At 62.6% G+C, this 24,958-nt stretch carries 25 protein-coding genes; 12 read left to right on the top strand and 13 right to left on the bottom strand.

Annotated features, from left to right (window positions below; all coding sequences use genetic code 11):
• The first annotated feature begins 67 nt into the window (after window positions 1-67).
• Complete coding sequence (locus tag AC56LY_RS03310) at window positions 68-2,287, top strand: S9 family peptidase (protein WP_499576604.1); 2,220 nt, start codon at window positions 68-70, stop codon at window positions 2,285-2,287.
• 99 nt (window positions 2,288-2,386) lie between these two features.
• Here the strand turns inward: AC56LY_RS03310 and AC56LY_RS03305 are convergent, their stop codons facing one another.
• Window positions 2,387-2,599, bottom strand: coding sequence for a CsbD family protein (locus AC56LY_RS03305; protein ID WP_499576601.1), 213 nt, complete (start codon window positions 2,597-2,599; stop codon window positions 2,387-2,389).
• 235 nt (window positions 2,600-2,834) lie between these two features.
• Between AC56LY_RS03305 and AC56LY_RS03300 the strand changes: the two genes are divergently transcribed.
• The gene (locus AC56LY_RS03300; protein ID WP_499576599.1) at window positions 2,835-3,950 is read left to right on the top strand and encodes an AI-2E family transporter; all 1,116 of its coding nucleotides are present in this window, start codon (window positions 2,835-2,837) and stop codon (window positions 3,948-3,950) included.
• Window positions 3,951-4,017: 67 nt separating this feature from the next.
• Here the strand turns inward: AC56LY_RS03300 and AC56LY_RS03295 are convergent, their stop codons facing one another.
• Both AC56LY_RS03295 and AC56LY_RS03290 read right to left on the bottom strand, forming a co-directional pair.
• Window positions 4,018-4,194 (bottom strand): CsbD family protein, encoded by a 177-nt coding sequence (locus AC56LY_RS03295; protein ID WP_343024334.1) that lies wholly within the window; start codon window positions 4,192-4,194, stop codon window positions 4,018-4,020.
• A gap of 72 nt (window positions 4,195-4,266) precedes the next feature.
• Entirely contained in the window at window positions 4,267-4,884 is a 618-nt protein-coding gene (locus AC56LY_RS03290; protein ID WP_499576597.1) for a class I SAM-dependent methyltransferase, read from the bottom strand.
• A gap of 159 nt (window positions 4,885-5,043) precedes the next feature.
• Between AC56LY_RS03290 and AC56LY_RS03285 the strand changes: the two genes are divergently transcribed.
• Complete coding sequence (locus tag AC56LY_RS03285; protein WP_499576595.1) at window positions 5,044-5,325, top strand: flagellar protein FliT; 282 nt, start codon at window positions 5,044-5,046, stop codon at window positions 5,323-5,325.
• A gap of 349 nt (window positions 5,326-5,674) precedes the next feature.
• On the opposite strand, the gene AC56LY_RS03280 is transcribed toward AC56LY_RS03285, so the two are convergent.
• Window positions 5,675-6,790: a FimV/HubP-related protein gene (locus AC56LY_RS03280; protein WP_499576594.1), complete on the bottom strand. Its 1,116-nt coding sequence runs from the start codon at window positions 6,788-6,790 to the stop codon at window positions 5,675-5,677.
• Between the two features lie 125 nt (window positions 6,791-6,915).
• Here AC56LY_RS03280 and fumC point away from each other — a divergent pair, with 125 nt between their 5' ends.
• The 3 genes from fumC (at window position 6,916) to AC56LY_RS03265 (ending at window position 8,976) form a co-directional block, all read left to right on the top strand.
• On the top strand, window positions 6,916-8,313 hold the full coding sequence (fumC, locus tag AC56LY_RS03275) for a class II fumarate hydratase (protein WP_499576592.1): 1,398 nt from the start codon (window positions 6,916-6,918) through the stop codon (window positions 8,311-8,313).
• A gap of 60 nt (window positions 8,314-8,373) precedes the next feature.
• Window positions 8,374-8,586, top strand: a complete 213-nt coding sequence (locus AC56LY_RS03270) for an RNA-binding S4 domain-containing protein (RefSeq protein WP_482897858.1) — start codon at window positions 8,374-8,376, stop codon at window positions 8,584-8,586.
• A 105-nt stretch (window positions 8,587-8,691) separates the two neighbouring features.
• A complete protein-coding gene (locus AC56LY_RS03265) occupies window positions 8,692-8,976 on the top strand; it encodes a DUF883 family protein (RefSeq protein WP_499576590.1) in 285 nt (94 codons plus the stop codon).
• A gap of 73 nt (window positions 8,977-9,049) precedes the next feature.
• Here the strand turns inward: AC56LY_RS03265 and AC56LY_RS03260 are convergent, their stop codons facing one another.
• Genes AC56LY_RS03260 through AC56LY_RS03240 form a run of 5 tightly spaced genes read right to left on the bottom strand, consistent with a single transcriptional unit; the run spans window position 9,050 to window position 12,791 of the window.
• Window positions 9,050-9,241 (bottom strand): YjfB family protein, encoded by a 192-nt coding sequence (locus tag AC56LY_RS03260; RefSeq protein ID WP_499576589.1) that lies wholly within the window; start codon window positions 9,239-9,241, stop codon window positions 9,050-9,052.
• A gap of 23 nt (window positions 9,242-9,264) precedes the next feature.
• Window positions 9,265-9,855, bottom strand: coding sequence for a molybdopterin-guanine dinucleotide biosynthesis protein B (gene mobB / locus AC56LY_RS03255; protein WP_499576587.1), 591 nt, complete (start codon window positions 9,853-9,855; stop codon window positions 9,265-9,267).
• Window positions 9,827-10,597 carry a general secretion pathway protein GspB gene (locus AC56LY_RS03250; protein WP_499576586.1) on the bottom strand — a complete coding sequence of 257 codons (771 nt, stop codon included), beginning with the start codon at window positions 10,595-10,597 and terminating at the stop codon, window positions 9,827-9,829. Before AC56LY_RS03250 ends, mobB begins: the two co-directional genes overlap by 29 nt.
• 1 nt (window position 10,598) lies before the next feature.
• A complete protein-coding gene (locus AC56LY_RS03245) occupies window positions 10,599-12,269 on the bottom strand; it encodes an AAA family ATPase (protein WP_499576584.1) in 1,671 nt (556 codons plus the stop codon).
• Window positions 12,270-12,275: 6 nt separating this feature from the next.
• Entirely contained in the window at window positions 12,276-12,791 is a 516-nt protein-coding gene (locus AC56LY_RS03240) for a hypothetical protein (protein WP_499576582.1), read from the bottom strand.
• Between AC56LY_RS03240 and AC56LY_RS03235 the strand changes: the two genes are divergently transcribed.
• From AC56LY_RS03235 to AC56LY_RS03210, 6 genes are all read left to right on the top strand, one after another.
• Window positions 12,790-13,092 (top strand): hypothetical protein, encoded by a 303-nt coding sequence (locus tag AC56LY_RS03235; protein WP_499576581.1) that lies wholly within the window; start codon window positions 12,790-12,792, stop codon window positions 13,090-13,092. The genes AC56LY_RS03240 and AC56LY_RS03235 overlap by 2 nt on opposite strands.
• A 59-nt stretch (window positions 13,093-13,151) precedes the next feature.
• The gene (locus tag AC56LY_RS03230; RefSeq protein WP_499576579.1) at window positions 13,152-14,027 is read left to right on the top strand and encodes a glucosamine kinase nucleotide-binding domain-containing protein; all 876 of its coding nucleotides are present in this window, start codon (window positions 13,152-13,154) and stop codon (window positions 14,025-14,027) included.
• Window positions 14,024-15,163, top strand: a complete 1,140-nt coding sequence (gene nagA / locus AC56LY_RS03225; protein ID WP_499576578.1) for an N-acetylglucosamine-6-phosphate deacetylase — start codon at window positions 14,024-14,026, stop codon at window positions 15,161-15,163. The genes AC56LY_RS03230 and nagA overlap by 4 nt, the downstream gene beginning before the upstream one ends.
• Window positions 15,164-15,168: 5 nt before the next feature.
• Window positions 15,169-16,224 (top strand): SIS domain-containing protein, encoded by a 1,056-nt coding sequence (locus tag AC56LY_RS03220; protein ID WP_499581938.1) that lies wholly within the window; start codon window positions 15,169-15,171, stop codon window positions 16,222-16,224.
• 28 nt (window positions 16,225-16,252) lie between these two features.
• Window positions 16,253-17,740: a glycoside hydrolase family 3 protein gene (locus AC56LY_RS03215; RefSeq protein ID WP_499576577.1), complete on the top strand. Its 1,488-nt coding sequence runs from the start codon at window positions 16,253-16,255 to the stop codon at window positions 17,738-17,740.
• A 177-nt stretch (window positions 17,741-17,917) separates the two neighbouring features.
• Window positions 17,918-19,201, top strand: coding sequence for a tetratricopeptide repeat protein (locus AC56LY_RS03210; RefSeq protein ID WP_499576576.1), 1,284 nt, complete (start codon window positions 17,918-17,920; stop codon window positions 19,199-19,201).
• Window positions 19,202-19,653: 452 nt separating this feature from the next.
• On the opposite strand, the gene AC56LY_RS03205 is transcribed toward AC56LY_RS03210, so the two are convergent.
• The 4 genes from AC56LY_RS03205 to AC56LY_RS03190 all read right to left on the bottom strand — a co-directional run bounded on the left by AC56LY_RS03205 (window position 19,654) and on the right by AC56LY_RS03190 (window position 24,885).
• Window positions 19,654-21,390, bottom strand: coding sequence for a methyl-accepting chemotaxis protein (locus tag AC56LY_RS03205; RefSeq protein ID WP_499576575.1), 1,737 nt, complete (start codon window positions 21,388-21,390; stop codon window positions 19,654-19,656).
• Window positions 21,391-21,906: 516 nt separating this feature from the next.
• Window positions 21,907-22,935 (bottom strand): methionine synthase, encoded by a 1,029-nt coding sequence (locus tag AC56LY_RS03200; RefSeq protein ID WP_499576573.1) that lies wholly within the window; start codon window positions 22,933-22,935, stop codon window positions 21,907-21,909.
• 26 nt (window positions 22,936-22,961) lie between these two features.
• Complete coding sequence (locus tag AC56LY_RS03195) at window positions 22,962-23,948, bottom strand: DUF1852 domain-containing protein (protein ID WP_499576572.1); 987 nt, start codon at window positions 23,946-23,948, stop codon at window positions 22,962-22,964.
• Window positions 23,949-24,099: 151 nt separating this feature from the next.
• A complete protein-coding gene (locus tag AC56LY_RS03190) occupies window positions 24,100-24,885 on the bottom strand; it encodes an NAD(P)H-dependent oxidoreductase (RefSeq protein WP_499576569.1) in 786 nt (261 codons plus the stop codon).
• Window positions 24,886-24,958: the final 73 nt, after the last annotated feature.

Raw genomic sequence — 24,958 nt, 5'->3', positions numbered from 1 at the left:
AGCGCTGGCAGGCTGACTCTGGTATCGTCTCGCGGTTGCTGTCAATTAAACATCCACCAGAGAAACTATGCGCCCTCTCCTTGTCCTCCTGGCCGCTCTCACGGCCGTTCCTGCCATGGCTGAACGTCTGACCCTCGATCGTATTTATGGCGATGCCTCACTGGCCGGCGCCAGCGTGCGCAACCTGCGCGTGTCGCCGGACGGTGAACGCGTCACCTTCCTGCGCCCGCGCGCCGACGACCAGTACCGTCTCGATCTGTGGGAATACAACACCAAGAGCAAGGCCACGCAGCGCCTGGTGGACTCGAAGCAACTGGTGCCGACCGAGACCTTGTCGCTCGAAGAAAAAGCACGCCGCGAGCGTGCCCGCACCGCCGGCCTGTCGGGCATCCTGAATTATTTCTGGTCGCCGGATGGCAAGCAGTTGCTGGTGCCGGTCGGTGGTGACCTGTACCTCGTCGATGCGGCCAAGCCAGAGAACGCACGCAAGGTCGCCTCGGGCAGCGTGACCGATCCGAAAATCTCGCCACGCGGCCGCTATGTCTCGTTCGTGCGCAACCAGAACCTGGTCGTGATCGACCTGAAAAGCGGCGCCGAGCGCCAGCTGACCACGGATGGCAAGGGCACCGTGCACAACGGCGCGGCCGAGTTCATCGCGCAGGAAGAAATGAGCCAGACCACCGGCTACTACTGGGCGCCAGACGATTCGGCCATTGCCTACCGCCGCTACGATGAAGCGCCGGTGCCGGTCGTGCGTCGCTTCGAGATCTTCGCCGATCGCACCGAAGTGATCGACCAGCACTACCCTGCTGCGGGCGATCCGAACGTGCTGATCGACCTGATGCTGGTCGACCCGGCCACGGGCGTGCAGCGCAAGATCGACCTGGGCGCGGACAAGGACATCTATCTGGTACGCGCCGATTTCAGCGCCGATGCCAAAACGCTCGTGTTCCAGCGCCAGACGCGCGACCAGAAGCGCCTGGACCTGGTGGCCGTCGACGTCGGTTCGCTGGCGCAGCGCCCGCTGTTTTCGGAAAACTCGAAGACCTGGGTCAGCATCCACAACGACCTGCGCTTTTTGAAGAACCGCAAGGCCTTCATCTGGGCCTCGGAGCGCAGCGGCTACAACCACCTGTATCTGTACGACCTGGACGGCAAGCTGCTGCACCCGATCTCGCGCGGCGCGTGGGGCGTGGACGATGTGCTGGCGGTCGACGAAGGCGCCGGCAAGGTGTATGTGTCGTCGAACCGCGACGCCGTGATCGACAAGCAGACCTATGCGCTGGCCCTGGACGGCAGCAGCGCCGACAAGCCGGCCCGCATCACCCAGGGCGACGGCTGGCACGACGCGGCTTTTGCCGGCAATGGCAAATTGTTCGTCGACACCTATTCGAATCCGCGCACGCCACCGCAAGTGTCGATCCGCCGCGCCGATGGCGCGATGGTCGAGTGGATCGAAAAGAACGAGCTCAATGCCAACCACCCGTACACGCGTCATATGGCCGACCACCTGGCGACCGAATACGGCACGATGAAGGCCAACGATGGCCAGACGCTGCACTATTCGATCATCAAGCCGGCCAATTTTGACGCGACCAAGCGCTATCCGGTGTTCCTGTTCACCTACGGCGGCCCGCACTCGCAGCGCGTGACCCGGGCCTGGGGCAATTACTTTGACCAGTACATGGCGCAGCAGGGCTTTGTCGTGTTCCGCCTCGATAACCGTGGCTCGGGCCGCCGCGAGCGCGCCTTCACCGACGTGCTGTACAACAATCTGGGCAAGCATGAAGTCGAAGACCAGGTGACCGGCATCGACTGGCTGGCCAAGCAGAGCTTTGTCGACGCGAAGCGCATCGGCGTGTTCGGCTGGAGTTATGGCGGTTTCATGACCCTGCGTTTGCTGTCGGCAGCATCGGACAAAATCGCGATGGGCGTGTCGGTGGCACCGGTGACCGACTGGTCGCTGTATGACACCCATTACACCGAACAGTTCGTCGGCGCGACGCCAAAGGGCGATCCGGAAGCCTACAAGCGCAGTGGCGTGTTTGCACACCTGGATGGCATGAAGTCGCCATTGCTGCTGGTGCATGGGATGGCCGACGACAATGTGCTGTTCTCGAACACGACGCTCCTGATCGACGAACTGGTCAAGCGCAATGTGCAGTTCGACCTGATGACGTATCCGGGCGCCAAGCACGGCATTTCGGGCCGCACCAGCCAGCGCCACGTGTATGGCCTGATCGAAGCGTACTTCAAGCGCCATCTGGCCGAGAAGCCGGCACAATAAACCAGCTGCGCCAGACGTAAAAAAGCCGCATCGGAAACGATGCGGCTTTTTCTTCGTCCATTCACCTGCCGCAATCTGCGGCGGGTGAGGGAGTCCGTATTATGGACGTGGACGGTTTGCGCGGTCAGCTGCGTTGTCAGCTGCGTCTTCTGCTGCTTCACGCACGTCACCAGCTGCGTTCTGAACCTTGCCTTCAACCTGGTTTGCCAGACCTTTGGCCTGCTGTTCCTTGCTGTCCACCAGTTTGCCGGCGCCTTCTTGGATTTTGCCGCCAACTTCTTTCAGTTTGCCTTCGACTTGGTCTTTGTTCATGGTGATCTCCTGTGAGTGGCATGGCCGGTTGGCGATGCGATGAATACAGATTAACGCAATGCTTCCAGCTCTTCTGTTAGCGCACGCACTTAGTGCAACGATCGAACGATGCGCCATCTTGCCGTTAAGAATGCTATCGTTTTACCAACATCCAGCTGTAACTTCACCAGTTGTAATAAAGCTGTTTTAACTACACCAGTTCCAATAACATTCTAATGCGCGATCGAACACCATCATGAATCCCCACACACCGCCATCTTCCGACGCAACGGCCCCCGAGACTCCCCTCACCCAGCGCAAACTCGCGCGCCGCGTCACGCTTGTCAACGGTATCGGCGTCCTGTTCATCCTGGGCCTGGCTGCGGTCGTGCTTGCCGCCGACGCCTTGCTGCTGATCTTTGCCTGCATCCTGTTTTCGATCCTGCTCTATAAACTGAGCGCGCTGCTGCATCAGCGCACCGGCATCAAGCGCAATATCGCCCTCGTCATCGTCGTGCTGCTGCTCACCGCCATCTTCGGCCTGGGCGGGTGGGCGATGGCGCCGCAGATTTCCGAACAGTCAGGTCAGCTGGCCAAGGAGATCCCTGCCGCAGTCGAGCGCCTGCAAGCCGAAGTCGCGCAACATCCTCTGCTCAAGCGCGTGGTAGCCGAGCTGCCACCGCCGGAAGACATCGTCAAGCAGATGGGTTCGCTCGTGCCGAATGCCGGCCTGTTCTTCAGTGGCATCATTGGCGCGCTGGGCAATATTGTCATCATCATTTTCGTGGGCATTTATTTTGCTGCGTCACCTGGCGTATATACCGGTGGCTTCATCCGCCTCGTGCCGCAACAGAAGCGTGGCCGCGCACGTGAAGTACTGCAGGAGATGGGCGACAACCTGTCGAGCTGGCTGCTGGGCAAGGCCGTGTCGATGCTGATCGTTGGCGTCACGACGGCGATCGGCCTGAGTCTGCTCGGTGTGCCGCTGGCGCTGATCCTGGGTGTGATTGCGGGCCTGCTCGACTTCATTCCGTACCTGGGCCCGATCATGGCGGGCATTCCGGCGGTCTTGCTGGCGCTGTCGATCAGCCCTGACCTGGCGTTGTATGCGCTGCTGCTGTTTGCAGCGATCAATATGCTCGAAGGCTATGTGCTGCAGCCGATGATCGAGGCCAAAGCCATCGAATTGCCGCCGGCCCTCGTGATCGTGATGCAACTGATCTTCGGCACGCTGTTCGGCTTTGCCGGCGTGGCACTGGCCACGCCACTGGCGGCCGTGCTGTCGGTGCTGGTCAAGATGCTGTATATCGAAGACATACTGGGAGATAGATCCGGGGACAAACGCGGGGACAGATCCGCACAAGGGTCCTGATAACAACAAAGCCGCGCAATGCGCGGCTTTGTCGATCATGCTGCTGAGGTGAATCAGCAAACGTACATCAGCGGTTGCCTTTTGCAATTTCCTTGACGTCGCCAACTTTCTTCTGAGCTTTGCCTTCAGCCTGGTTCGACAGGCCTTCGCTCTGCTGCTGGCGGCTGCCGACGGCTTCGCCGACTTTCTCCTGCACCTTGCCGGCGACTTCCTTTGTTTTGCCCTTGACTTGATCCTTGTTCATTGCAATCTCCTTGCCCGTGACGTGGATGAGGCTTGACAGTAGGAGCATGTGCAAGTCAGTTCTGTACGGCGTTTAACAAACAGGCTTACGCCACACGCTCGCCAGCCACGGTTGCTGGTCGCGTGGCAAGCCGGGCGGGCGGTAATAGTGGTGCAGCGCAACAAAACCGGCCGCCAGCAAGAAACGCTCCCAACTCTCGTAGTCATGGTAGCTGCCATAGCGGTCGCCATTCCAGCCTTCCTGATTCTGGCCGCGTGGATTCGAGGTGAACAGCACCCCGCCCGGCTTGAGCGTACCGAACAATTGATCGAGCGTGTGCGGCAAGGCCGCACTGGGGACATGGAACAGCACCGCGTTGGCAAACACGCCATCGAACAGCGCCGGCGGCAAATCGAGGTGCAGGAAATCCTGCTGCCACACGTCGCAACCACTGTACTGCCGCGCCATCGCGACAAACCGTTCGCTGCCATCCACGCCGATCGCTCGATGGCCCAGACCGCTGAAGGTCTTGAGGTCGCGCCCTGGCCCGCAACCCAGGTCGAGAATCGTGTGCGGCGCTGGCGTTGCGATCGCGCCCAGCAGCGCATCAATGTTTTGACTTACGTCATGGTCGATTGTGCCGTTAAAGAAATCCTCGGCATGCTCGTTGTAGTGTTGAAGCGTAGTGCGGGAAATGTCGTCATGGTTCATGCGCATAGTATGCCAGCGGCGGCGCCGCTTGCGGTAGACGCCTCGGCGCAAAATAATTTGAAGATATTTTCTCGATCACCCTAAAGTTTCGATAAGCTCAGCCGTAAACGATTCAGACAACCGGGAATCCGGCCTGACAATCAATGCTCTGGTGCCACTATGAACGCAAACGATGTCCTTGCGATATACGAAAACCTCGCTGGCCTGACAGGTCAGATGACGCACGCCGCCAAGGCAGGCGACTGGCACGAGTTTGCCCAATTGAATATGGAAGCCCGGGCTCAGGCAGCCCCGGCAGTAGCCGGCCTGCCGGCACTGGCGGGCGCCAAGCGCCTGAGCAAGGTCGACCTGTTGAAGCAATTGATGGCCAACGATCGCGCCATCCGTGATGTGACCGACCCATGGGACGACCAGGTCGATCGCGCACTGCAAGCACACTGAGTTGCCATTGAATCGTTGATCAAAGCACCTGCGGGTGCTTTTTTTGCGTCCCGATGCACCACATTGCAAACGCCAGGACAACAAAAAAGCGCCCATCGGGCGCTTTGGTGGCCATCGAGCTGGGAGCTGGACGGCGAATTCTGTGAGAGGACGAACCCCAGCTATCTGCTGGCGTCGCCTCGTGCCGGTTGCTGCCGGCGTCCGTTGCCACTGTAGGCAAGCAGACTGCTTCCAGACACAGGCGTTTCCTCAACGGTCGTCTGCTTGCCGCGCCACCTATCGTTGGTGACTGCGCCAGACCCTGCACTGTCTGTGATCTTGTCGATCACAAGGCCATTATAGCGCAGAATCAAAGTTGTGTAGACATTTCCTTGTGCGACTCATCCAGCTGTGGTTCGACCGGTGCCGGCGCCTTGTTCTTGGGGGCGAAACGCTGGCGCAGACGCGCCGTCAGCGAGGCGCGCGGCATGGGCTGGATCATCGGTCCTGCCCGTTTGCGGCGCCGCAGAACGACCAGCACGCCACCCGCGAGCCCCAGCAAGGCGAGCACCGCGCCGGCGATCCAGCCCCAAGGGGTGGACGCTTCCGGCTCCGGCGCAGGCCGCTTGCGGGATGGCCTTGGCGTCGCCGGCTTCGCCACCTTGTCCTGGACAACGGCGGACGGGTTGGCGCCCAGCGCCACTTGCAACACCCTTACCTTGTCTTCCAGCGTGCCGATCTGCTCGCGCAGCAAGGCATTCTTGACATCGAGCGCGGCGCACACCGGCGCACTGTCGGCGGAAGACGGCGCGCAGGTTGCGGCAGGCGCCGCTGCGGGTGCAGGTGCAGGTGCAGATACCGGAACTGGCAGCGGCTTCGGCAATGAGGTTGACGCCTGCGTGGCTGCGGCCGGTTCCGGTTCCGGTGCTGGCGCGGCCTTCGCCACGGCCAGCGGCTTGGGCGGCTTCGGTGGCTTCGGTGGCTTCGGTGGCTTGGGCGGCTTTACCGGCGCGGGCTTGACCACGGCGATCGGCCTGGACGCCGCAACGGGTGCAGCAGGCAGGACGGCCACGACCGGCACCGCCGCTGGCACTGGCGCTGGCACCGCAACGGGCAGCGGAACGGCTGGCGCCGGCGGATTCGGATTGGGCGCAATGAAAAGCGTCACAAGACGCACATCGCGCTCGCCCCCATCGGCCAGTTCCAGATACAGATGCAGGCGGCTTGATTCAACCGGCGCCGACGACGTCACGCGCAGGAACTGACGGCCATCGCGCTGGCTCACACGCATGGCCAGCGTCGCCAGCACGGTCGGCATGCCGATGTTCGCGCCCCGGTACACGTCGGGGCGCGCCAGGCGTGCCTGGACCAGGGTCGCGGGCGACGCGAGCGCGGTCAGCTCGAGTTCCAGCGCTAGCGGCTGGCCGATATACGAACCGATGCGCGGCTCGCCAAGCTCGGCCGCGCCGACGCCGCAAGAGAGCAAAACACATGTGATGAATACAGGGAGGCGGCTGGCCATAGCAACTAACAAAAGTGAAGCCCAAGCGTCATTAACGGACATTGGGATAAACTCTTTAATCCCAGCCTCTTGCATATCAGGACATGTCCATGGAAAACAGGATTGAGAAAGACAGCTTTGGTCCCATCGAAGTGCCACAGAACAATTTGTGGGGTGCGCAAACCCAGCGCTCGCTTCACCACTTCCACATCTCGACCGAACGCATGGCGCCCGAGCTCGTCGCCGCCCTCGCCCAGGTCAAGCGCGCCGCGGCCGCCGTCAACCGCTCGCTGGGCAAGCTGCCAGCCGACAAGGCCGACGCCATCATCCGCGCGGCCGATGAAGTGCTCGACGGGCGCCACCCCGGCGAATTCCCGCTGGCCGTGTGGCAGACCGGTTCGGGCACGCAAAGCAATATGAACATGAACGAAGTGCTGGCCAACCGCGGCTCCGAGCTGCTCGGCGGCGAGCGCGGCGAAGCACGCCTGCTGCACCCGAACGACCACGTCAACATGGGCCAGTCGTCCAACGACATCTTCCCTACCGCAATGCACGTGGCAGCCGCCTGGGCGCTGGCCAAGGAAGTCCTGCCTGCGCTGGCGCAGTTGCGCGGCACGCTGGTGCGCAAGTCGCGCGATTTCGAGCCAATCGTCAAGATCGGCCGCACCCACCTGCAGGATGCGACGCCGCTGACGCTGGGCCAGGAATTTTCCGGCTACGTCGCCCAGCTCGAATTCGCCGAAAGCGCGCTCAAGTCCACCCTGTCGGGCTTGCTACAACTGGCGGCCGGTGGCACCGCCGTGGGCACGGGCCTGAATGCGCACCCCGATTTCGCGCCACGTATTGCGGCCGAACTCGGTTCGCGCACCGGCCTGTCGTTCAAGTCGGCGCCCAACAAATTCATGGCGCTGGCCGGGCATGACGCGATGGTCTCGGCCCATGGCGCGTTCAAGCTGCTGGCCACGGCGCTGATGAAAATCGCTAACGATATCCGCTGGATGGCCTCTGGCCCGCGCTCGGGCCTGGGAGAAATCACGATCCCCGAGAACGAACCGGGCAGCTCGATCATGCCCGGCAAGGTCAATCCGACCCAGTGCGAAGCGTTGACGATGCTTTGCTGCCAGGTGTTCGGCAACGATGTCGCGATCACGATCGGCGGCTCACAGGGCAATTTCGAGCTCAATGTGTTCAAGCCGATGATCGCGCATAACTTCCTGCAAAGTGCACGCCTGCTGGCTGACGGCATGCGCTCGTTCGATACGCATTGCGCCCAGGGGATCGAACCGAACCTGGTCCGGATCGGCGAACTGATGGAAAAATCGCTGATGCTGGTGACCGCACTGGCGCCGCACATCGGGTATGATCGCGCCGCGCAGATTGCCAAGACCGCATCGAAGGAAGGCCTGACCCTGCGCCAGGCAGCCCTGCAGAGCGGCTTTGTCGACGATCAGCAGTTTGACCAGTGGATCGTGCCGATCGATATGACGCGGCCCGATCCGGTCGAGTAAACATCCAGTACCCGGGCGGCCTCGTAACGATCAGGCCGCCTTTTTATTCCCGAGGAAAGAATGCAGAAAATCGAATTTGAGTTGACATCGGAATTTGTCGAAGTCAACCAGTTGCTCAAGCTGGCCGGCCTGGTCGACAGCGGCGGCGCCGGCAAGAACCTGGTCGCCAGCGGCGTGGTAAAGGTCGACGGCAAGCAGGAATTGCGCAAGACCGCCAAGATCCGTACCGGTCAGATCGTGACGTTGGGCGACGTCGAAATCACCGTCCGCTAAAAAATAGACAGAAAGACAGCTTGTTATGTTTGCGGCTTAACAAACAGAACCGGGCTTCATTGTTTATATTTTAAGACGTTAATCAACGGCTTATAGGTGAAATCGATGGAAACCCCGGAAACCCGCGTCCAGTCGCAAGAGCAACTTATCGGTGATCTGCGCCTCGTGATCGAAAACGCGGAAGAGCTGCTCAAGAATACGGATCAATATTCGAGCGAGTTGTATCAGAGTGCACGGACGAAGTTGTCGCTGGCCCTTGAAGCGGCCAATGAAGAGCTGTCCCGTTTCGAAGACGCGCAGCTCGAACGCATGATGGCCGCGACCCGCATGGCCAACGAACAGTTCGCAGACCGCTCGGGTGAATCGCGCATCCTGCGCGCGTTTCACTAAGCTGTTCACTTAGCTGTTCAATAAGCTGTTCACTAAGCTGCAATGACGACAACCCGGCATCGCGCCGGGTTCTTCACGCCTTCGTGTTGATCGAATTGCCCAGGTGCGCCGGCAGGTTCTGTGCCTGAGGAAGCGATGCGATCATTTGCGCCGCCGACGAGGCTTCGATGTCCATGGCGCGCTTGAGCATCGTCATGCCCACTTCCTGACGGATACCGGTCTCAGCCATGCTGGTCGACAGCTTGGCAATATTCGTGACGTCCATATACTTCTCCAGAAAAAGACTCGTCAGTCTTTAACGACGCCGCCAACCATAACTTGAGGGTCGGTGCCCGACCAGGTGCCAATCCAGCCCAGCACCGCGTTAATGTCGTTCAGGTCGAGCCAGGCCACGCCAGCGCGCAGGTCAAAGGGGCGCTCTGCGTCCGAGACCACCGCAACGATCGCTGCATCGTCGGTGTACAGGGCCGGCTTGCCCAGCGCCGGCCGGTGCACTTCCAGCTTCGGTAGCGTCTCCCACTTGTAGCCTTCCACCAGCGTCAGGTCGGCTGGCGACAGGCGCGCCAGCAGCTCGGCCAGCGGCGGCTCGGGCGCGGCGCGCAGTTCACGCATGATGGCGATCCGGTACGGCGACGCGATCATCACCTCGGCCGCGCCAGCCAGGCGCAGGCGCGCACTGTCCTTGCGCGGCGGCTCGAGCTCGATATCGTGGTGGCTGTGCTTGACAATATTGACGCGCAGGCCGGCGCCGGACAGGCCCGCAACCAGATGCTCGAGCAGCGTCGTCTTGCCGCTGCCGGACCAGCCGACCACCGCCAGGACGGGCCCGGTCGTGCCGTGATCTGGCAACTCAGTACGGCGCACGGTAGCGGGTTCCACGGTAGTTCATCACGGCGGCCTTGGGCGTCAGGCGTTCGAGCACGAGGCCAGGCGCGACTTCCTCGCCTTCGCGGCGCAGCATCTTGTCGACCAGCAGCAGACTTTCGCCAGGCGTCGGTGAATAGATGTAGCCGCCAAAGGCCAGCTTCGGGATCTCACGCTGGAGCGCGTCCGGCAATTGCTGCAGGGTGCGTAATGGTTCGTCGCCGCCTGGCTGCGCGGTCACGGTGGCAGGTGCCGGCGCGGCCTCGCGCGGCGGCGTTGACGGCGGCGCGGCCGGCGTGGGTGCCGGCTTCGTGCGCACCGGGCGGGCTTCGACCACCGGTGCAGGTGCAGGTGCAGGTGCAGGTGCAGGCTGGACAACCGGGGCGGGTGCGGGTAGGACAACAGCGGCCGGCGCAGGCGTGGCCACAGGTGCCGCCACTTGCGCGGTCGCCGGCGCAGCTGTCGGTGCAGTTGTCGGCGCAGTCGTCGGTGCAGTCGTCGGTGCAGCGACGGGCGCAACCACGGGCGGCGTCACGGCTGCCAGCCGCACCGGTGGCTCGCCCGCAAGGCGTGGCCACAGCAGCGCCACCGCCGCCACGACCACGACCAGGCCCGCGCCAAGAGCCAGGTAGCGCCGCTGCGCGCCCTGACCTGCGCGCGGCGCTGCATATGACGGCGCCGGTGCGTGGATCGTCGGGGCATTGCCCAGCTGGCGTTCGGCTTGCGCCTTCTTGAGTGCTTCGAGGATGTACGACATATCAGGTTCCCGTCCCGCCAGCGGTCAGCAAACGGGGTTCGACCACGTTCGACAACTGGTTCAGACGCATATAAGTGCGCGGTCCGGCCACGCCATCGGCCTTCAGGTCTTGCGTGGCCTGGAAGGCGCGCAGCCACTCCCTGGTGCGCGCATCGAGGGGTGCATCGAGCGCCGGCGCGGTTTCTTTGTGCAGGCCTGCAAGTCGTTGCGCGATCCAGTCGACGTCCGGCCCGCGGTCTCCCTGGCCGACGACATCGCGAAACGCCGCCGGCATGCGCCAGAAGGTGGTGAATTCGCCGCCGAAACGCGCGACGAAATCAGCGATATCAACCCGCTCGCGCCGGTCGCCGTGCGCCAGCGTGACGCTGCGCTCGTCCATCGCGACCAGCACCGCATGGCCGGTGCGCGGGCCGTCGTGCAGCGTGACCACGGCCGGCCGGTCGAGCAGGCGCAGTTCGTACAGGCCGCCCCGCCCTGCATGGCAGCGCAGATTGGCGCGCAGTGCGGCCTCGCAGGTGGCCTTCGGGTCGGCGCCGGCCAGGCCGGCAAACGACGGCCCCCAGAATGCCGCCAATGCACTTAGCGCTGCGGTCTCGCTTTCAAGGGTCGGCAGTGGCGCGCCCGGTGCCGCAGCGGTTGCGGTTGCGGTTGCGGCTACGGATGCAGCGACCGGTATGGCTGCCGGCTTCGGCCTGGTCGACGACACGGGTGCCGGCTTGACCGCGATGGCACCGGCGACGGCCGGCGCCGCCACATGCTGCGGCAGCATCTGCCATGCGGCCGCGCCCAGTGCCACGCAGGCCAGCGCGCCGCCAGCGAGCAGCGGCCAGCGGCGCGGCGCACGGCGCGCGGCCGGATCGTCGGCAAAAACTTCGGCAGCCGCCCGGCGCACAATGGCGCGCGTGACCTGCGGACTGTTTTCCACGTAGGCGCCCAGCAGCGCGCGATCGCACAGCAGGTTGATCCGGCGCGGCACGCCATGCGCCAGGCGGTGCACCAGCGGCGTCAGTGCAGGCGGGAACGGCGTCCCGACTGCGCCGGCAACAGCCAGCCGGTGCGCGATATACGCACCCGTCTCGGCTTCGCCCAGTGGTCCCAGGTGGTAGCGCGCGATCACGCGCTGGGCCAGTTGTTCGAGTTCGGGGCGCGCGAGCATCGTGCGCAGTTCGGGTTGGCCGATCAGGATGATCTGCAGCAGCTTGCGCTCGCTAGTCTCGAGATTGGTCAGCAGGCGCAGTTGCTCGAGCACGTCGCTCGACAGGTTCTGCGCCTCGTCGATCACCAGCACGTTGTTCAGTCCCTGCGCGTGCGAGGCCAGCAGGTAGCGGTTGATCGCATCCACGTACCCCTTCACGCCCGCGCCAGATGCCGCCGGCGCTACCTCGATATGCAGCTCGTCGCACACGGTCTGCAGCAGCTCCTGCGCCGTCAGGCGCGGATTGAAGATATAGGCAAGACGGCAGTTCGCTGGCACCTGCTCGATGAAGCAGCGGCAGACGGTGGTCTTGCCGGCGCCGATCTCGCCGGTCAGCAGCACGAAGCCACCGCCGCTGCCGATCCCGTACAACAGGTGCGCCAGCGCTTCGCGATGCCGTTCGCTCATGAACAGGTAACGCGGATCGGGGGCGATCGAAAATGGCGAGTGCGAGAGCTGGAAATAGTGGTTGTACATGAATGACTAACGAATGCCCTGAGGGCCGTTCAGCGGCTTGAACTTGGCGCAGTATATTTTGCTTTTGTCGTTCGCGTAAGCGATCGTGCTGCCCGGGATCGACTTGCGCAACGGGTAGCGCGAGCCGTCGACCGCGCGAAACGGCGTACCTGCGGCGGCGCGCACCGACTTTTCCAGTTCATCGGGCTTGGCCTCGAGGATGGCCGCCACGAACACGACGGCGCTTGTGTCGTCACTGACCATGACTTGCTCGACGTTGGCGCCCCACAGCGACGCCTCGGTACGGAACCAGTAGGCCCCGCCCTCGCGCTTGTAGGCCGGGCCGAAGAATTCGGTGAGATAGGCGTGAAAGTAGGCGTTATCGAGCTGGCTGCGGCACAGCAGCGCGCTGCCGATCACCGGCCCGAAAGTCGATGGCGCCGCACCCGCCCCTGCTGCGGCGCAGGCCAGCACGAGGCCTGCGAGCAGCGACCGGCCGCGTGGCAGCATGGTGGTACAACGGACAACAACCGGGCGGATCATGGCGATTCTCTCCTTCAGCGGCGCCCATTATGCCACTGCGTGGCGCTGCGGCAGCCAAGTCCCGCCTCACCCCGGTATGCGCACCGCAGCCGCCGCTGGTTCTCTCGATGTCGCTGCAGCCATCGCCGCGTCCACTTCATCCGGCAAGGCCGCCGTACAGGAACTGCCCCGGTCTTCGCTGGCAATGCGATACCAATTAAGATACCAATTTCAAGTAAAGGTGCCCTCATTTGGTCCACTCATCCTCAATGGCACCATCTCGCTAACCGGCCAAAAACAATACCAATCAAATACCTGTTGACAGCATAGAGTGCCCTGCCTATAGTGCGATGACCCTTTTCCCGGTAATGATTGCACACCATGATCGACTATCTCATTGGCGTTGACGGCGGCGGCACCAACACCCGCGTGCGCCTGGCCAGCCGCGACGGCGCCGCACTGGCCACCGGCAGCAGCGGCGCATCCGGCCTGCGTCACGGCATCGACAAGGCCTGGCGCGCAGTGCTTGCGGCCACCAGCCAGGCCTTCGCCGCGATCGGCATCGACGCCATTCCCCTGAACGCCTGCGCGATCGGCCTGGGCATGGCCGGCGTACACAATAGAGAGTGGGCAGCGGCCTTTCGCGCCGCCGATCCGGGCTTCGGCGCCATCATGCTCGATACCGACGGTTTCACGACACTGATGGGCGCCCATGGCGGGCGGCCCGGCGCGATCGTCGCCATCGGCACCGGCAGCGTCGGCGAAGCCCTGCGCCAGGATGGCACGCGCGTCGAAGTGGGCGGCTGGGGCTTTCCTGCCGGCGACGAGGCGGGCGGCGCCTGGATGGGCTTGCGCGCGATCGGCCACGTCCAGCAGGTACTCGATGGCCGCACCGAAGGGGGCGCTCTTGCCGACGCCGTGATTGCCGCGTGCGGCGGCGCGCGCGATCCCATTCAGGTCTGGCTCGGCCACGCCACGCAGACCGACTACGCGGGCCTGGCGCGCTTCGTCGTGGCGCACGGTGACAGCGACCCCGTGGCCACCGGAATCCTGACACAGGCCGGCACGGAAGCGGCCCGCATCGCGCGCGCGCTCGACCCGTCGGGCAGCCTGCCGCTGTCGCTGTGCGGCGGCCTGGGTGACACGCTGCGCGCCTACCTGCCAACTGAGACGCTGGCACGCTGCACGGCGCCGCATGGGGACTCCGCCGCCGGCGCACTGCGCATGATCGAACTGCACTTGAAGGACAACACATGACCGACGAACGCACGACCGACGAACGTACAACGAACGAACCGCACCGTACCGTCAAAGGCAACATCCTCACCCCGGCCGGCTGGGTGCACGGCGCGCTGCGCTTCGGCGCGCGCATCGTTGGCATCGACGGCCGCCGGGTCGACCCGGCCAACAACGACGACGTGTATATCGTGCCGGGCTTTATCGACGTGCACGTGCACGGCGGCGCGGGCCGCGACATGATGGAGGGCGGCGACGCCCCGCACGTGATCGCCGCGCTGCACGCGAAGCACGGCACCACCAGCCTGCTCGCCACGACCATGACCGCGCCAGTCGAAGACATCGACCGGGCGCTGGCCGCCATCGGCGCGGCCTGCGCGGCGCGCGGCAAGGGCGAGGCGCGCATCCTGGGCGTGCACCTGGAAGGCCCGTACATCAACGCCGGCAAACTGGGCGCCCAGCCGCCGTTCGCGCGCGAAGCGCATCTCGATGAAGTACGGCGCTTTCAGGCCCTGGCGCCGATGAAGCTCATCACCGTGGCGCCCGAAATCGATGGCCACATGGCCCTCGTGCGGCAATTGACGAAGGCCGGCATCCGGGTCCAGATCGGTCACACCAACGGCGATTACGACGTCGGCGTGGCGGCCCTGAAACACGGCGCGGCCGGCTTCACGCACCTGTTCAACGCCATGCCCGGCCTGCACCACCGCGATCCCGGCATGGTTGGCGCGGCGCTCGCGCACGCCGAATACGCCGAGATCATTCCCGACCTGCTGCACGTGCACCCGGGCGCGATCCGCACTGCCCTGCGCTGCATCCCCAAATTGTTTTGCGTGACCGATTCGACGGCGGCGGCCGGCATGCCCGATGGCGACTACATGCTGGGCCGCCAGGTGGTCCACAAATGCATGGGCGGCGTGCGCCTGGCCGACGGCACGCTGGCCGGCAGCACGCTGACGATGGACCAGGCGCTGCGCAACCTGGTGGACATGGGACTGTCGATCGACGAGGCCAGCAAGCGCGTTTCGACCCACGCCGCCGACTATCTCGGCGAGACCCGGCGCGGTCGCCTGGTACCTGGCTGTCACGCCGACTTCGTGGTCCTGGACCGCGCCCTGAACATCAAAGCTGTCCATATCGAAGGAGAATGCCTGTGAATGCCATGCCCGCCACCCCTGACGGTTCCGAATCGCTGATGCTGCAAGAAGCGCTGTCGTCCGGCGACTGCATCGCCCACGCCCTGACGCAGGATGCCGACCGCTACGCCGCGCTGGGCGAACAGCTCCGTGCGACCCGGTTGCACAGCGCAGTCACGGTGGCGCGCGGCAGCTCCGATCATGCGTCGGGCTACCTGGCCTACCTGATCATGTCGCGCATGGGCCGCCTGGTGACGTCGCTGCCAATGTCGCTCATTACGCTGTACAAGTCGCCGATCATCGCGCGCGACACGCTGGCCATCGCGATCTCGCAATCGGGCCAGAGTCCCGACGTGGTCGAACCGATGCGGTACTTCCGCGCCGGCGGGGCCGTCACCGTGGCACTGGTGAACGATGCCGGTTCGCCGCTGGCCGAAGCCGCCGAGTGGACCATGCCGCTGCATGCCGGCAAAGAGCAGAGCGTGGCCGCGACCAAGAGCTTCATCGCCAGCCTGGTGGCCGGCGCGCGCCTGGTCGCCGATTGGCAGAACGACCCCGAACTGAAGGACGGCATCGCCGCCCTGCCCGATGCGCTGCGCGCCGCCCGCAATTTCGGCCAGGACGGCGACTGGCTGGCCGCCATCGACGTGCTGGCGCCGGCGCGCAACATCATGGTGGTGGGCCGCGGCATCAGCTTCCCGCTGGCGCTCGAGTCGGCGCTCAAGTTCAAGGAAACCTCGGCGCTGCAGGCCGAAGCGTTTTCGGGCGCCGAGATCAAGCATGGCCCGATGGCGCTGATCGAGGACGGCTATCCGCTGCTGATCTTCGCGACGCGCGGCCCGACCCAGGCCAGCCTGGTGGCGCTGGCCGACGACATGCGTGCACGGGGCGCGCGCGTGCTGCTCGCGGCGCCAGCCGATATCGCCAGCCGCGACCTGACGCTGCCCACCGCCGCCATCCCCGACCTCGACCCGATCGTCGCGGTACAGGCGTTTTATACAATGGCGGCCCGGCTGTCGGCGGCGCGCGGCATGAATGCCGACCAGCCGCGCCATCTGAGCAAAGTCACCAAGACGAACTAACCGCCCGAATCTCGCCCTCATTTCACCCATGAACGACTACCTCGACCTGGCCGGCCAACTGGTGATGGTGCGCCTGTTCGGCACCGAACTCGATGCCGAGACCGACGCCTTCCTGCGTACCTACCGCATTCGCGGCGCCTGCCTGTTCCGCCAGAACATGGTCGACGCGGCGCAGCTGACCCGCTTCACGGGCGCGCTGCGTGACGCGATCGGCCCGCAAGCCCTGATCGCCCTTGACCAGGAAGGCGGCGCCGTCGTGCGCTCGACCTGGGTGCCGGCCCCACCAAGCGCGATGGCGCTCGGCGCGGCCAATGATCCGGACCTGGCGCGCGAGGTCGGCGCAGCCGTGGCGCGCGCAGTGCGCTCGCTGGGCTTCAACTGGAACTTCGCGCCGGTGCTGGACCTGAACAACAACCCGCACAATCCGGTGATCGCGGAGCGCTCGTTCGGCGCCGATCCCGAGCAGGCGACGCGCATTGCGCTGGCCTGGATGGAAGGCAGCGAGCGCGAAGGCGTGGCCTGCTGCGTCAAGCACTTCCCCGGCCACGGCGACACGCATGTCGATTCGCACCGCGACCTGCCGTACGTCGACAAAACGCGCGCCGACCTCGAACGCTTCGAGTTCGCGCCGTTTCGCATTGCTGCGCCCCATGCACCGGCCATGATGACGGCCCACATCGTCTATCCGGCGCTGGACCCCGCCAATCCGGCCACCATGTCGCATGCGATCCTGACCGGGGTACTGCGCGAGCAATTCGGCTACGACGGTGTGATCATCACCGACGGCATGGACATGCTTGCGATCGCGCACCGCTACGGCGTCGGCCAGGCTGCCGTCAACGCGCTGGTTGCCGGCGCCGACATGGTGATGGCCATCGGCACGCGTGCCACGCAAATCGAGACGGTGCAGGCGATCGCCGCCGCGATCCGCGACGACGTGCTGCCACTGGCCGCCGTGCAGGCGCGCCTGGCGCGCCTTGGCAAACTGGCCGACGCGCATCCGGCCGGCACGGTCACCTACGCGGCCGAACCGGATGATCGCGCTCTGATGGCGCGCGCCTGGCGCGCCGGCCTGACAGCACTGCGCTCGCCCCAGCGCCCGCCTCGTGGCGCCCGTGTACGCCTGATCGCGCGCGCCGACGTGATCAGCGATGGCGTGTCCGAAGCCGGCGTACCGGCTGCCAGCATCGCGGCAGCGTTGTCACAGCTGTATGACGTCGATCTGGTGACCTTTGCCGACAGCGAGACCTTCGACTGGGCCGTGCTGCCGGCCGACGGCCGTTTCACGATCCTGGCCTCGACCGCGCGCCGCCGCTACGGGCCGCAGGCCTGCGCCACCTGGCGGCCGGACCTGCACCTGGCGCTGTGGAACCCGTATCAGGCGCTCGACTTCCCGGGCCCCGCGCTGCTCACTTATGGCTTCGCGCCGCCCGCACTGGCCGCGACCGTGGCCTGGCTGGCGGGCGAGATCGACGCGCCAGGCGTCTGCCCGGTACCGGGTTTTGACGGGCCGTGACAACGGCAAAGTAACGCGATGTAACGACACGGGCACGGTAGCCCGTGCTGCGGCACAATTGCCAATCCAGAAAATGCTGGATGTATGGGACAATACTTTTTTGTCCGAGCTTGGCATTTTTGCTATATTGCAAAACGCACATTTCGTATATTTTTTGTCTAGATAGAAGGATAACCAATGTCCCAATTCCGTCTCGCCCGCCTCTGCCTGATGCTGGCCGCCGTCGGCCTGAGCTCCGCTGCCGTGATTCCTGCCGTCCACGCACAAGACAAGCCTGCCGCCGCCGCCGCTGCAGCGCCGAAGGACACCGTCCGTCCAGAGCTGTTCAAGCTGCTCGACCCGGCGCAGATCAAGCCGCTGATGGATGCAAAGAATTACGCCGAAATCAAGAACCGCGTGACGCAGGCCGAAGCGTTCCCGAACCGTACGCCGTATGAAGACTACGTCGTCAACCGCATGAAGCTGTCGCTGGGTTCGGCAACGAACGACAACGCCATCTCGATCCCGGCCCTCGAAGCCGTCATCGCATCGGGCCGCCTGGCGCCGAATGAGCAGGCCGACTTCATCCAGGCCCTGGCGAACATGCACTACAACGCCAAGGATTACCCGAAGGCGATCGAGTGGTTCAAGCGCTACCAGAAAGAAAGCCCGACGCCTGAAAAGGTCGCCGCGCCACTGACCCGCGCCTATTACCTGGGCGGCGATTACGCCAGCGCCAAGACCGCACTGCTGCCAGCGATCGAGGCCACCGAAAAAGCCGGCCAGAAGCCAAGCGAAGAAGACCTGCGCCTGCTGGCCTCGTCGGCCAACAAGGTCAAGGACGATGCCGGTTACCTGGTCGCACTGGAAAAGCTGGTCGCCCACTACCCGAGCGACGACTTCTGGACCGACCTGCTCAACCGCGGCGTCGCACGCAAGTCGGGCTTCGATGCGCAGACCAACATGATCAACGTGTATCGCCTGGAAGCCGCTGCCGTCAAGCAGATGGCGGCAGAGGAATACGTCGACCTGGCCGAACTGTCGCTGCGTGACGGTTTCCCGACCGAAGCCAAGAAAACCATGGATGCCGGTTACTCCGCAGGCGTGCTGGGCAAAGGCGCCAATGCCAAGACCCACAGCGCGCTGCGTGACAAGGCCAACAAGGGCGCGGCGGACGATGCCAAGAACATCGCTGCCGGCGAAGCAGGCGCGGCCAAGGCCAAGACCGGCGCTGGCCTGGTCAACCTGGGTTGGGCGTACGCGACCATGGACCAGGGCGACAAGGGTGTCGGTTTCATCCAGCAAGGTATCGCCAAGGGCGGCCTGAAGAACGCTGAAGAAGCCAAGCTGCGCCTCGGCATGGCACAAGTTCGCGCTGGCAAGAAAGCCGACGCGATCTCGACCTTCCAGACCGTCAAGGGCGGCGGCGGTGCGGGCGACCTGGCCAAGTACTGGCTGGTGCTGCTGCAGCAGCAGAAGTAAGACTGCCGCTGTCGATGGACCCGTGAAAGCGGGCCGGGCCCTGAGCCCGGCCCGCTTTTTTCATGCCAAAAGCCGGGGTCAGGTCTGACATTTGGACACGGACTCTTCCTTAACCCATTCACGGGGCGTTCATAAACAGACTTCTTGTTGAGCTTGTGTCTGAATGTCAGACCTGACCCTGCTAGTTTGTCTAAAGCCGGGGTCAGGTCTGACATTTGGACACGGACTCTTCCTTAACCCATTCACAGGGCGTTCATAAACAGACTTCTTGTTGAGCTTGTGTCTGAATGTCAGACCTGACCCTGCTAGTTTGACTTTTGTTTGACCCTGCTAGTTTGTCACCCTGCTAGTTCCGGAAACCAGCTAGGCCGACACGCTCCTGGAGAGAGAATTGCTGCGACAGTGTCTGGCGCGCGGCATTCTTGCCGGGATGAGAATCCCAGCAAGTTTCATCAGAACTCTTCCCACTCAAGGTCCTTGTGCGCCTTGGTAACGCTGGTTGCAGGGGTCGTACCAGTCGCCCTGGCAGCCGGTGCGGCTTTGGGCGCGCTGGCCGCCAGTACCAGCGACTTGTCTGCCGGTTTTGCTGTCGCTACCTGCCGCGTGATTTTGCGTACCGGTGCGGCCATGGCTGAAACCGGCTCATCCAGCTTGAATATGCTCACAGCCTGTGCGAGTTTGCTCGCCTGCTGCTGCAGGGCAGATGTGGCGGCCGCGGCCTCTTCCACCAGTGCCGCGTTTTGCTGGGTTACCGAGTCCATCGATGTGATCGCTTCGTTGATTTGCTCGATGCCCGTTTCCTGCTCTCGGCCGGCAGTCGTAATTTCGCCAACAATGGCAGTCAGCTTCCGCACGCTCTCTACTACTTCGCTCATGGTCTCGCCGGCGGTGCTTACCAGCTTGTTTCCGTCCTGGACTCGGTCGACCGAGGCACCAATCAGTACTTTGATCTCCTTTGCAGCACTGGCTGACCGTTGCGCCAGGTTGCGCACTTCCGATGCCACCACTGCAAAGCCCCGGCCCTGCTCGCCAGCGCGCGCCGCTTCTACTGCAGCATTCAGCGCCAAGATGTTTGTCTGAAAAGCGATACCATCAATCACCGCAATGATGTCCACAATCTTGCTGGCGGACGTATTGATCGATTCCATTGTCGAGACGACCTGAGACACGACATCACCGCCCCGTACGGCTACGGCTGTGGCCGATTGCGCCAGCTGGTTGGCCACGCGGGCATTCTCACTGTTTTGCCTGACGGTCGACGTCAATTCTTCCATTGATGATGCGGTTTCTTCCAGCGCACTGGCCTGCTGTTCAGTACGTGAAGAAAGGTCCATGTTGCCGGTCGCGACTTCAGTTGTAGCGGATGCGATTTCCTCGGTGCCGTTACGCACTTCACCAACGATTTTCTTGAGGTTGTCGTTCATCTCGCCCAGCGACGCGAGCAGCATGCCGATTTCGTCCTTGGTGGTGACCACGATGCGACTGGTCAAGTCCCCCGCTGCCACCGTGCGTGCCACTTCCACCGCACGGTTGACGGGGATGGTAATCGAGCGCGTGATGACCACTGCGATGATGATGGCGGTCAACGAGGCAATGCTTGATAACACGACCGTCGACATGAAAGCGGCGCTCGTGTTGGCGCGTACTTCTTCGCCCGATTCCTGCATCAACCGCTCCTGCAGTGCAACCATCGCTTTCAGAGAATCGAAGAATCTGGTTTGTGGCGGGCGCAGGTCTTTCAGTACGTATTGGCCAGCGGCTTCGGCCTGACCATCGCGCAACAGCTTGATGGCGGCGTCCCGCGCTTGACCATAGCCGCTGCGCGCCTCGGTCATGGCAGCAAACATGCGCGTGCCTTCTTCGGTATTGATCATGCCCTTCAATTGTTCCATCATCTCAGTGTTCTTTTGAACTGACGCATCGACCTTGCCCAGCGACGCACTGAGCTCTGCCGCATCATTGGCACCGATGGTGGCGTTGCGAATGAACCGCGCCTGGACGTTGACCTCATCCTGTATCGACTTGGCCAGCATCACCTTGACGTAGCGGTCGTCGAGCATTTTGCTGGTAGCGACATTGATGTTCTGGATCCGAATGACCGTAACCGCCGCCACTACCAACAGCAGGACCAGTACGATGCCGAAGCCGGCGGCCAGTCGGGTACCAATTTTAAAATTTGAAATATTCATGGTTGTGCGCTGTAAGAAGTGTGTCAGGAGTCTGCCCCGTTGGTCGGGGGAGTAGAAACCAGGAATACCGGAAGCAGGACACAATCCGTGCAACCCGATGAGAATAATCTCCATCCGATTGTAAGCACAAAATTGCCTCAGGGAAAAAATATCAGCGATTAATAGCAGGATAGAGTTGTAATTACGCGATTACGCGCCAACGGTCGTCGTTAATCTTGCAGCTTCTGCAAGATTAAAAATCAACATGATTTTCGCGCATGGGCAGGTGGATCAAAAATGAGTACTGTCGCTTCCAAACCGAGGGACTGGGAGCACAAGGACGTACACGCTTACAACGTCAGATAGTTGAAGACGCTGCGTGGGTCGCTGGGATGGTGGAGACGGTCAGGCAGCATGTCCAGAAGCGAACGTTCTGGACAGGTGAATAATTGTGTATTCGTCAGCGTAATACATTACTGAAAGCGGGCACGCCTTGGCGTGCCCGACTCTGCATCAGCAAACTAAAACGTCACATGGTCAGGCCGAGAGTTCGCGCCGGATGATGTCGGCGCCGGCGTTCAATGCCGCCAGCTTGGCGCGCGCGATGTGGCGTGGCAAAGGCGCCATCCCACAATTGGTGCAAGGGCACAGCTTGTCGGCATCGACGAACTGGAGCGCCTTGCGCAGGGTGTTGGCAACTTCTTCCGGCGTTTCGATACTATTGCTTGCCACGTCAATCGCACCGACCATGACTTTCTTGCCGCGAATGAGTTCCAGCAGATCCATCGGGACATGCGAGTTATGGCACTCCAGCGAGACGATGTCGATATTCGATTTTTGCAACTGAGGGAAGATGGATTCATATTGCCGCCACTCCGACCCCAGAGTCTTTTTCCAGTCGGTATTGGCTTTGATGCCGTAGCCGTAGCAAATATGGACGGCGGTTTCACATTTGAGGCCTTCGATGGCCCGTTCCAGCGTGGCGATACCCCAGTCGTTGACTTCATCGAAAAACACGTTGAAGGCAGGCTCGTCGAACTGGATGATGTCGACGCCGGCTGCTTCCAGTTCACGCGCTTCCTGGTTCAGGATTTTCGCAAATTCCCAGGCCAGCTTTTCACGGCTTTTATAGTGGCTGTCGTAGAGCGTGTCGATCATGGTCATGGGGCCAGGCAAGGCCCATTTGATCGGCTGTCTGGTTTGCCGACGCAGGAATTTGGCATCGTCGACAAACACTGACTTCGGGCGGCTCACGGCGCCAACCACGGTGGGTACACTGGCGTCGTAACGATTGCGGATCCTGACGGTCTCGCGTTTCTCGAAGTCGACACCGTCCAGGTGTTCAACAAAGGTCGTGACGAAATGCTGACGCGTCTGTTCGCCATCGCTGACGATATCGATGCCAGCCTGCTGTTGGTCGTCGAGGGACAGACGCAACGCATCCTGTTTGCCCTCGGCGAGTTCCTCGTCCTGCAGTTTCCAGGGCGACCAGAGCGTCTCTGGTTGTGCGAGCCAGGCGGGTTTCGGCAGGCTGCCAGCGGTTGAAGTGGGCAACAATTTTTTCATATCAGGTGGCTTTATATGTTTGGTGATCAGAGGGTGTAGCTGGCCGCCCAGCGCTCGAGGATCGGCTGGTATGGCTTGATAAAGTGTTCTTCAGCAAATTTCCCCTGCTTGACGGCGAGCTGGCTACGCTCTTCCCGGTCATACACGATCTGCGTCAATGAGTAATCCTGGTGTTTCAATTTCGGCTGAAAGCATTTGGCCGCCGAAGAATTGGCGTTGTAGATTTCGGGCCGGTAGATCTTCTGGAACGCCTCCATGGTGCTGACGGTGCCGATCAGTTCAAGATCGGTATAGTCCGACAGCAGATCGCCCACAAAATAGAATGCCAGTGGCGCAACGCTATCGGGCGGCATGAAGTAGCGCACCCGCAGCCCCATCTTGCTGAAGTATTGATCGGTCAGCGAAGGGGCATCCTGCAGGTATTCGACACCCAATACAGGATGTTGATGTTCGGCGCGGTGGTACGTCTTGTTGGTTGAAATACTCAGGCAGATCACGGGCGGCTTGCCAAAATTGTCCTTGTAGGCCGTCGAGTCGAGGAAGCAATGGAACAGCTTTCCGTGCAGGTCGCCAAAGTTATCCGGGACGCCAAATTCCTGTCGATCCTTGTTGTGATCCGACAGCAGCACGCTGAAATCATAATCGCGCACATACGAGGAAAAGTTATTGCCTGCGATGCCGTCGATGCGCTCGTTGGTCTCGCGATCGACGATACTGGTTTTTAAGATCTCGATCAGCGGGAACGCATCACCACGTCCTGTGCCCCCCAATGACATCTCGACGGAGACGATATCGAGTTCGAGAGAATAACGATCCCCCCTGGGATTGTCCCAATGGGCCAGCGCATTGAAACGCGCGTCCATCATCTGCAGTGCCTTGCGCAGATTGTCCTGACGGTGCTCGCCTCTGGCCAGGTTGGCGAAATTGGTCGTGATACGCGTGCCATCCGCCGGACGGTAATGTTCGTCGAAACGGACCGTCTTGATCGCAAATGTGAAATCTTCATTCTTCATAGCCAGGTGCTCCGGGGTAGAGAGCACAACATGTGTGCCCAACCCGATGCAGTATGCCCACGCTGTGGAATGAATAAAAGTGATGTTAACTCATCAAACGATGAGTTCCGCTCATGATTCGTATCTTGAGTGTCGTCACGCTTGCGGAAGCTCACGCCTTGATATGCGCTTCCAGCCCGGTTCTCCCAGGCATGACCTCCTCAGCCAGCACGTGCCGGTCGGGATAGTCTCCACCGTTCTGCGTGCGAAACGCAATGGGGGCAGCATCGAACAGGTCGCGCAGGCTCGTTCGCCATGCGGACTCGATGGAGGCCATGCGCCCGGCGTCGATGCGCGCAGCGTTGTAGGTGGCAAACGTTGGCAATACCTGCATGCCGGGAAAGAACAGGGTGCCATGGGTGATGGGGAACAGCAGCTGCTCGAGGGGGCCATTGATGCCACGAGCTGCGTAGTCGATTTCCGGTCCGCCAACGGTGACGGCCAGCATGGCACGCTTGCCGGCGAACCCGCCTTCGCCGTAGCGATACGTGTTGCCCGCGCCCTGGTAACCGTAAGCCAGGCCGAACGCCCAGACCCTGTCGATCCAGCCCTTCATAATCGCCGGCATGCCGAACCACCAGAGCGGAAACAGCAGGATGATGGCATCGGCGGCGCGTAATTTCGCCTGCTCCTGTTCGACGTCCGGCGTCTGGCTGCCGGTCGCATAGGCATGGCCCGACTCGTCGATGAACGCCAGACGTTCGGGGTTGACGCGGATCGGGAAATCGCCTTCGTCAAACACAGCCTTCCATCCCATCCCGTACAGGTCGGACAGCATGACGGTGTGTCCCTGCGCCTCCAGGGTTTGAATGGCAATCTCCACAAGGTGACGGGTGGCCGAGGTCGGTTCCGGGTGTGCATACACGAGCAGCACGTTCTTTCTGGTCGTTGAGGGCATATCAGCGCTTCCTGCAAGAGTGATGGGAGTTCGCCAGTGTGAGCGGCCCCACGGTATCCGTGAAATCACATTG

Source organism: Telluria sp. ZT3P25 (genome assembly GCF_059685895.1).
The sequence above is the reverse complement of the archived record's forward strand: the minus strand, read 5'-3'. Positions and strand labels throughout refer to the sequence as shown.

Excerpts from the sequence above, each read along its gene's own strand:
- AC56LY_RS03240 (WP_499576582.1), bottom strand. The coding sequence starts at position 12,791 with ATGATCCGCCCGGTTGTTGTCCGTTGTACCACCATGCTGCCACGCGGC.
- AC56LY_RS03220 (WP_499581938.1), top strand. The coding sequence starts at position 15,169 with ATGCCCGCCACCCCTGACGGTTCCGAATCGCTGATGCTGCAAGAAGCG.
- AC56LY_RS03215 (WP_499576577.1), top strand. The coding sequence starts at position 16,253 with ATGAACGACTACCTCGACCTGGCCGGCCAACTGGTGATGGTGCGCCTG.
- AC56LY_RS03205 (WP_499576575.1), bottom strand. The coding sequence starts at position 21,390 with ATGAATATTTCAAATTTTAAAATTGGTACCCGACTGGCCGCCGGCTTC.
- AC56LY_RS03300 (WP_499576599.1), top strand. The coding sequence starts at position 2,835 with ATGAATCCCCACACACCGCCATCTTCCGACGCAACGGCCCCCGAGACT.
- AC56LY_RS03190 (WP_499576569.1), bottom strand. The coding sequence starts at position 24,885 with ATGCCCTCAACGACCAGAAAGAACGTGCTGCTCGTGTATGCACACCCG.
- AC56LY_RS03250 (WP_499576586.1), bottom strand. The coding sequence starts at position 10,597 with ATGTCGTACATCCTCGAAGCACTCAAGAAGGCGCAAGCCGAACGCCAG.
- fumC (WP_499576592.1), top strand. The coding sequence starts at position 6,916 with ATGGAAAACAGGATTGAGAAAGACAGCTTTGGTCCCATCGAAGTGCCA.
- AC56LY_RS03305 (WP_499576601.1), bottom strand. The coding sequence starts at position 2,599 with ATGAACAAAGACCAAGTCGAAGGCAAACTGAAAGAAGTTGGCGGCAAA.
- AC56LY_RS03270 (WP_482897858.1), top strand. The coding sequence starts at position 8,374 with ATGCAGAAAATCGAATTTGAGTTGACATCGGAATTTGTCGAAGTCAAC.
- AC56LY_RS03310 (WP_499576604.1), top strand. The coding sequence starts at position 68 with ATGCGCCCTCTCCTTGTCCTCCTGGCCGCTCTCACGGCCGTTCCTGCC.
- AC56LY_RS03295 (WP_343024334.1), bottom strand. The coding sequence starts at position 4,194 with ATGAACAAGGATCAAGTCAAGGGCAAAACAAAGGAAGTCGCCGGCAAG.
- AC56LY_RS03230 (WP_499576579.1), top strand. The coding sequence starts at position 13,152 with ATGATCGACTATCTCATTGGCGTTGACGGCGGCGGCACCAACACCCGC.
- AC56LY_RS03235 (WP_499576581.1), top strand. The coding sequence starts at position 12,790 with ATGGCGATTCTCTCCTTCAGCGGCGCCCATTATGCCACTGCGTGGCGC.
- AC56LY_RS03210 (WP_499576576.1), top strand. The coding sequence starts at position 17,918 with ATGTCCCAATTCCGTCTCGCCCGCCTCTGCCTGATGCTGGCCGCCGTC.
- AC56LY_RS03195 (WP_499576572.1), bottom strand. The coding sequence starts at position 23,948 with ATGAAGAATGAAGATTTCACATTTGCGATCAAGACGGTCCGTTTCGAC.
- AC56LY_RS03265 (WP_499576590.1), top strand. The coding sequence starts at position 8,692 with ATGGAAACCCCGGAAACCCGCGTCCAGTCGCAAGAGCAACTTATCGGT.
- nagA (WP_499576578.1), top strand. The coding sequence starts at position 14,024 with ATGACCGACGAACGCACGACCGACGAACGTACAACGAACGAACCGCAC.
- AC56LY_RS03245 (WP_499576584.1), bottom strand. The coding sequence starts at position 12,269 with ATGTACAACCACTATTTCCAGCTCTCGCACTCGCCATTTTCGATCGCC.
- AC56LY_RS03290 (WP_499576597.1), bottom strand. The coding sequence starts at position 4,884 with ATGAACCATGACGACATTTCCCGCACTACGCTTCAACACTACAACGAG.
- AC56LY_RS03285 (WP_499576595.1), top strand. The coding sequence starts at position 5,044 with ATGAACGCAAACGATGTCCTTGCGATATACGAAAACCTCGCTGGCCTG.
- AC56LY_RS03200 (WP_499576573.1), bottom strand. The coding sequence starts at position 22,935 with ATGAAAAAATTGTTGCCCACTTCAACCGCTGGCAGCCTGCCGAAACCC.
- AC56LY_RS03260 (WP_499576589.1), bottom strand. The coding sequence starts at position 9,241 with ATGGACGTCACGAATATTGCCAAGCTGTCGACCAGCATGGCTGAGACC.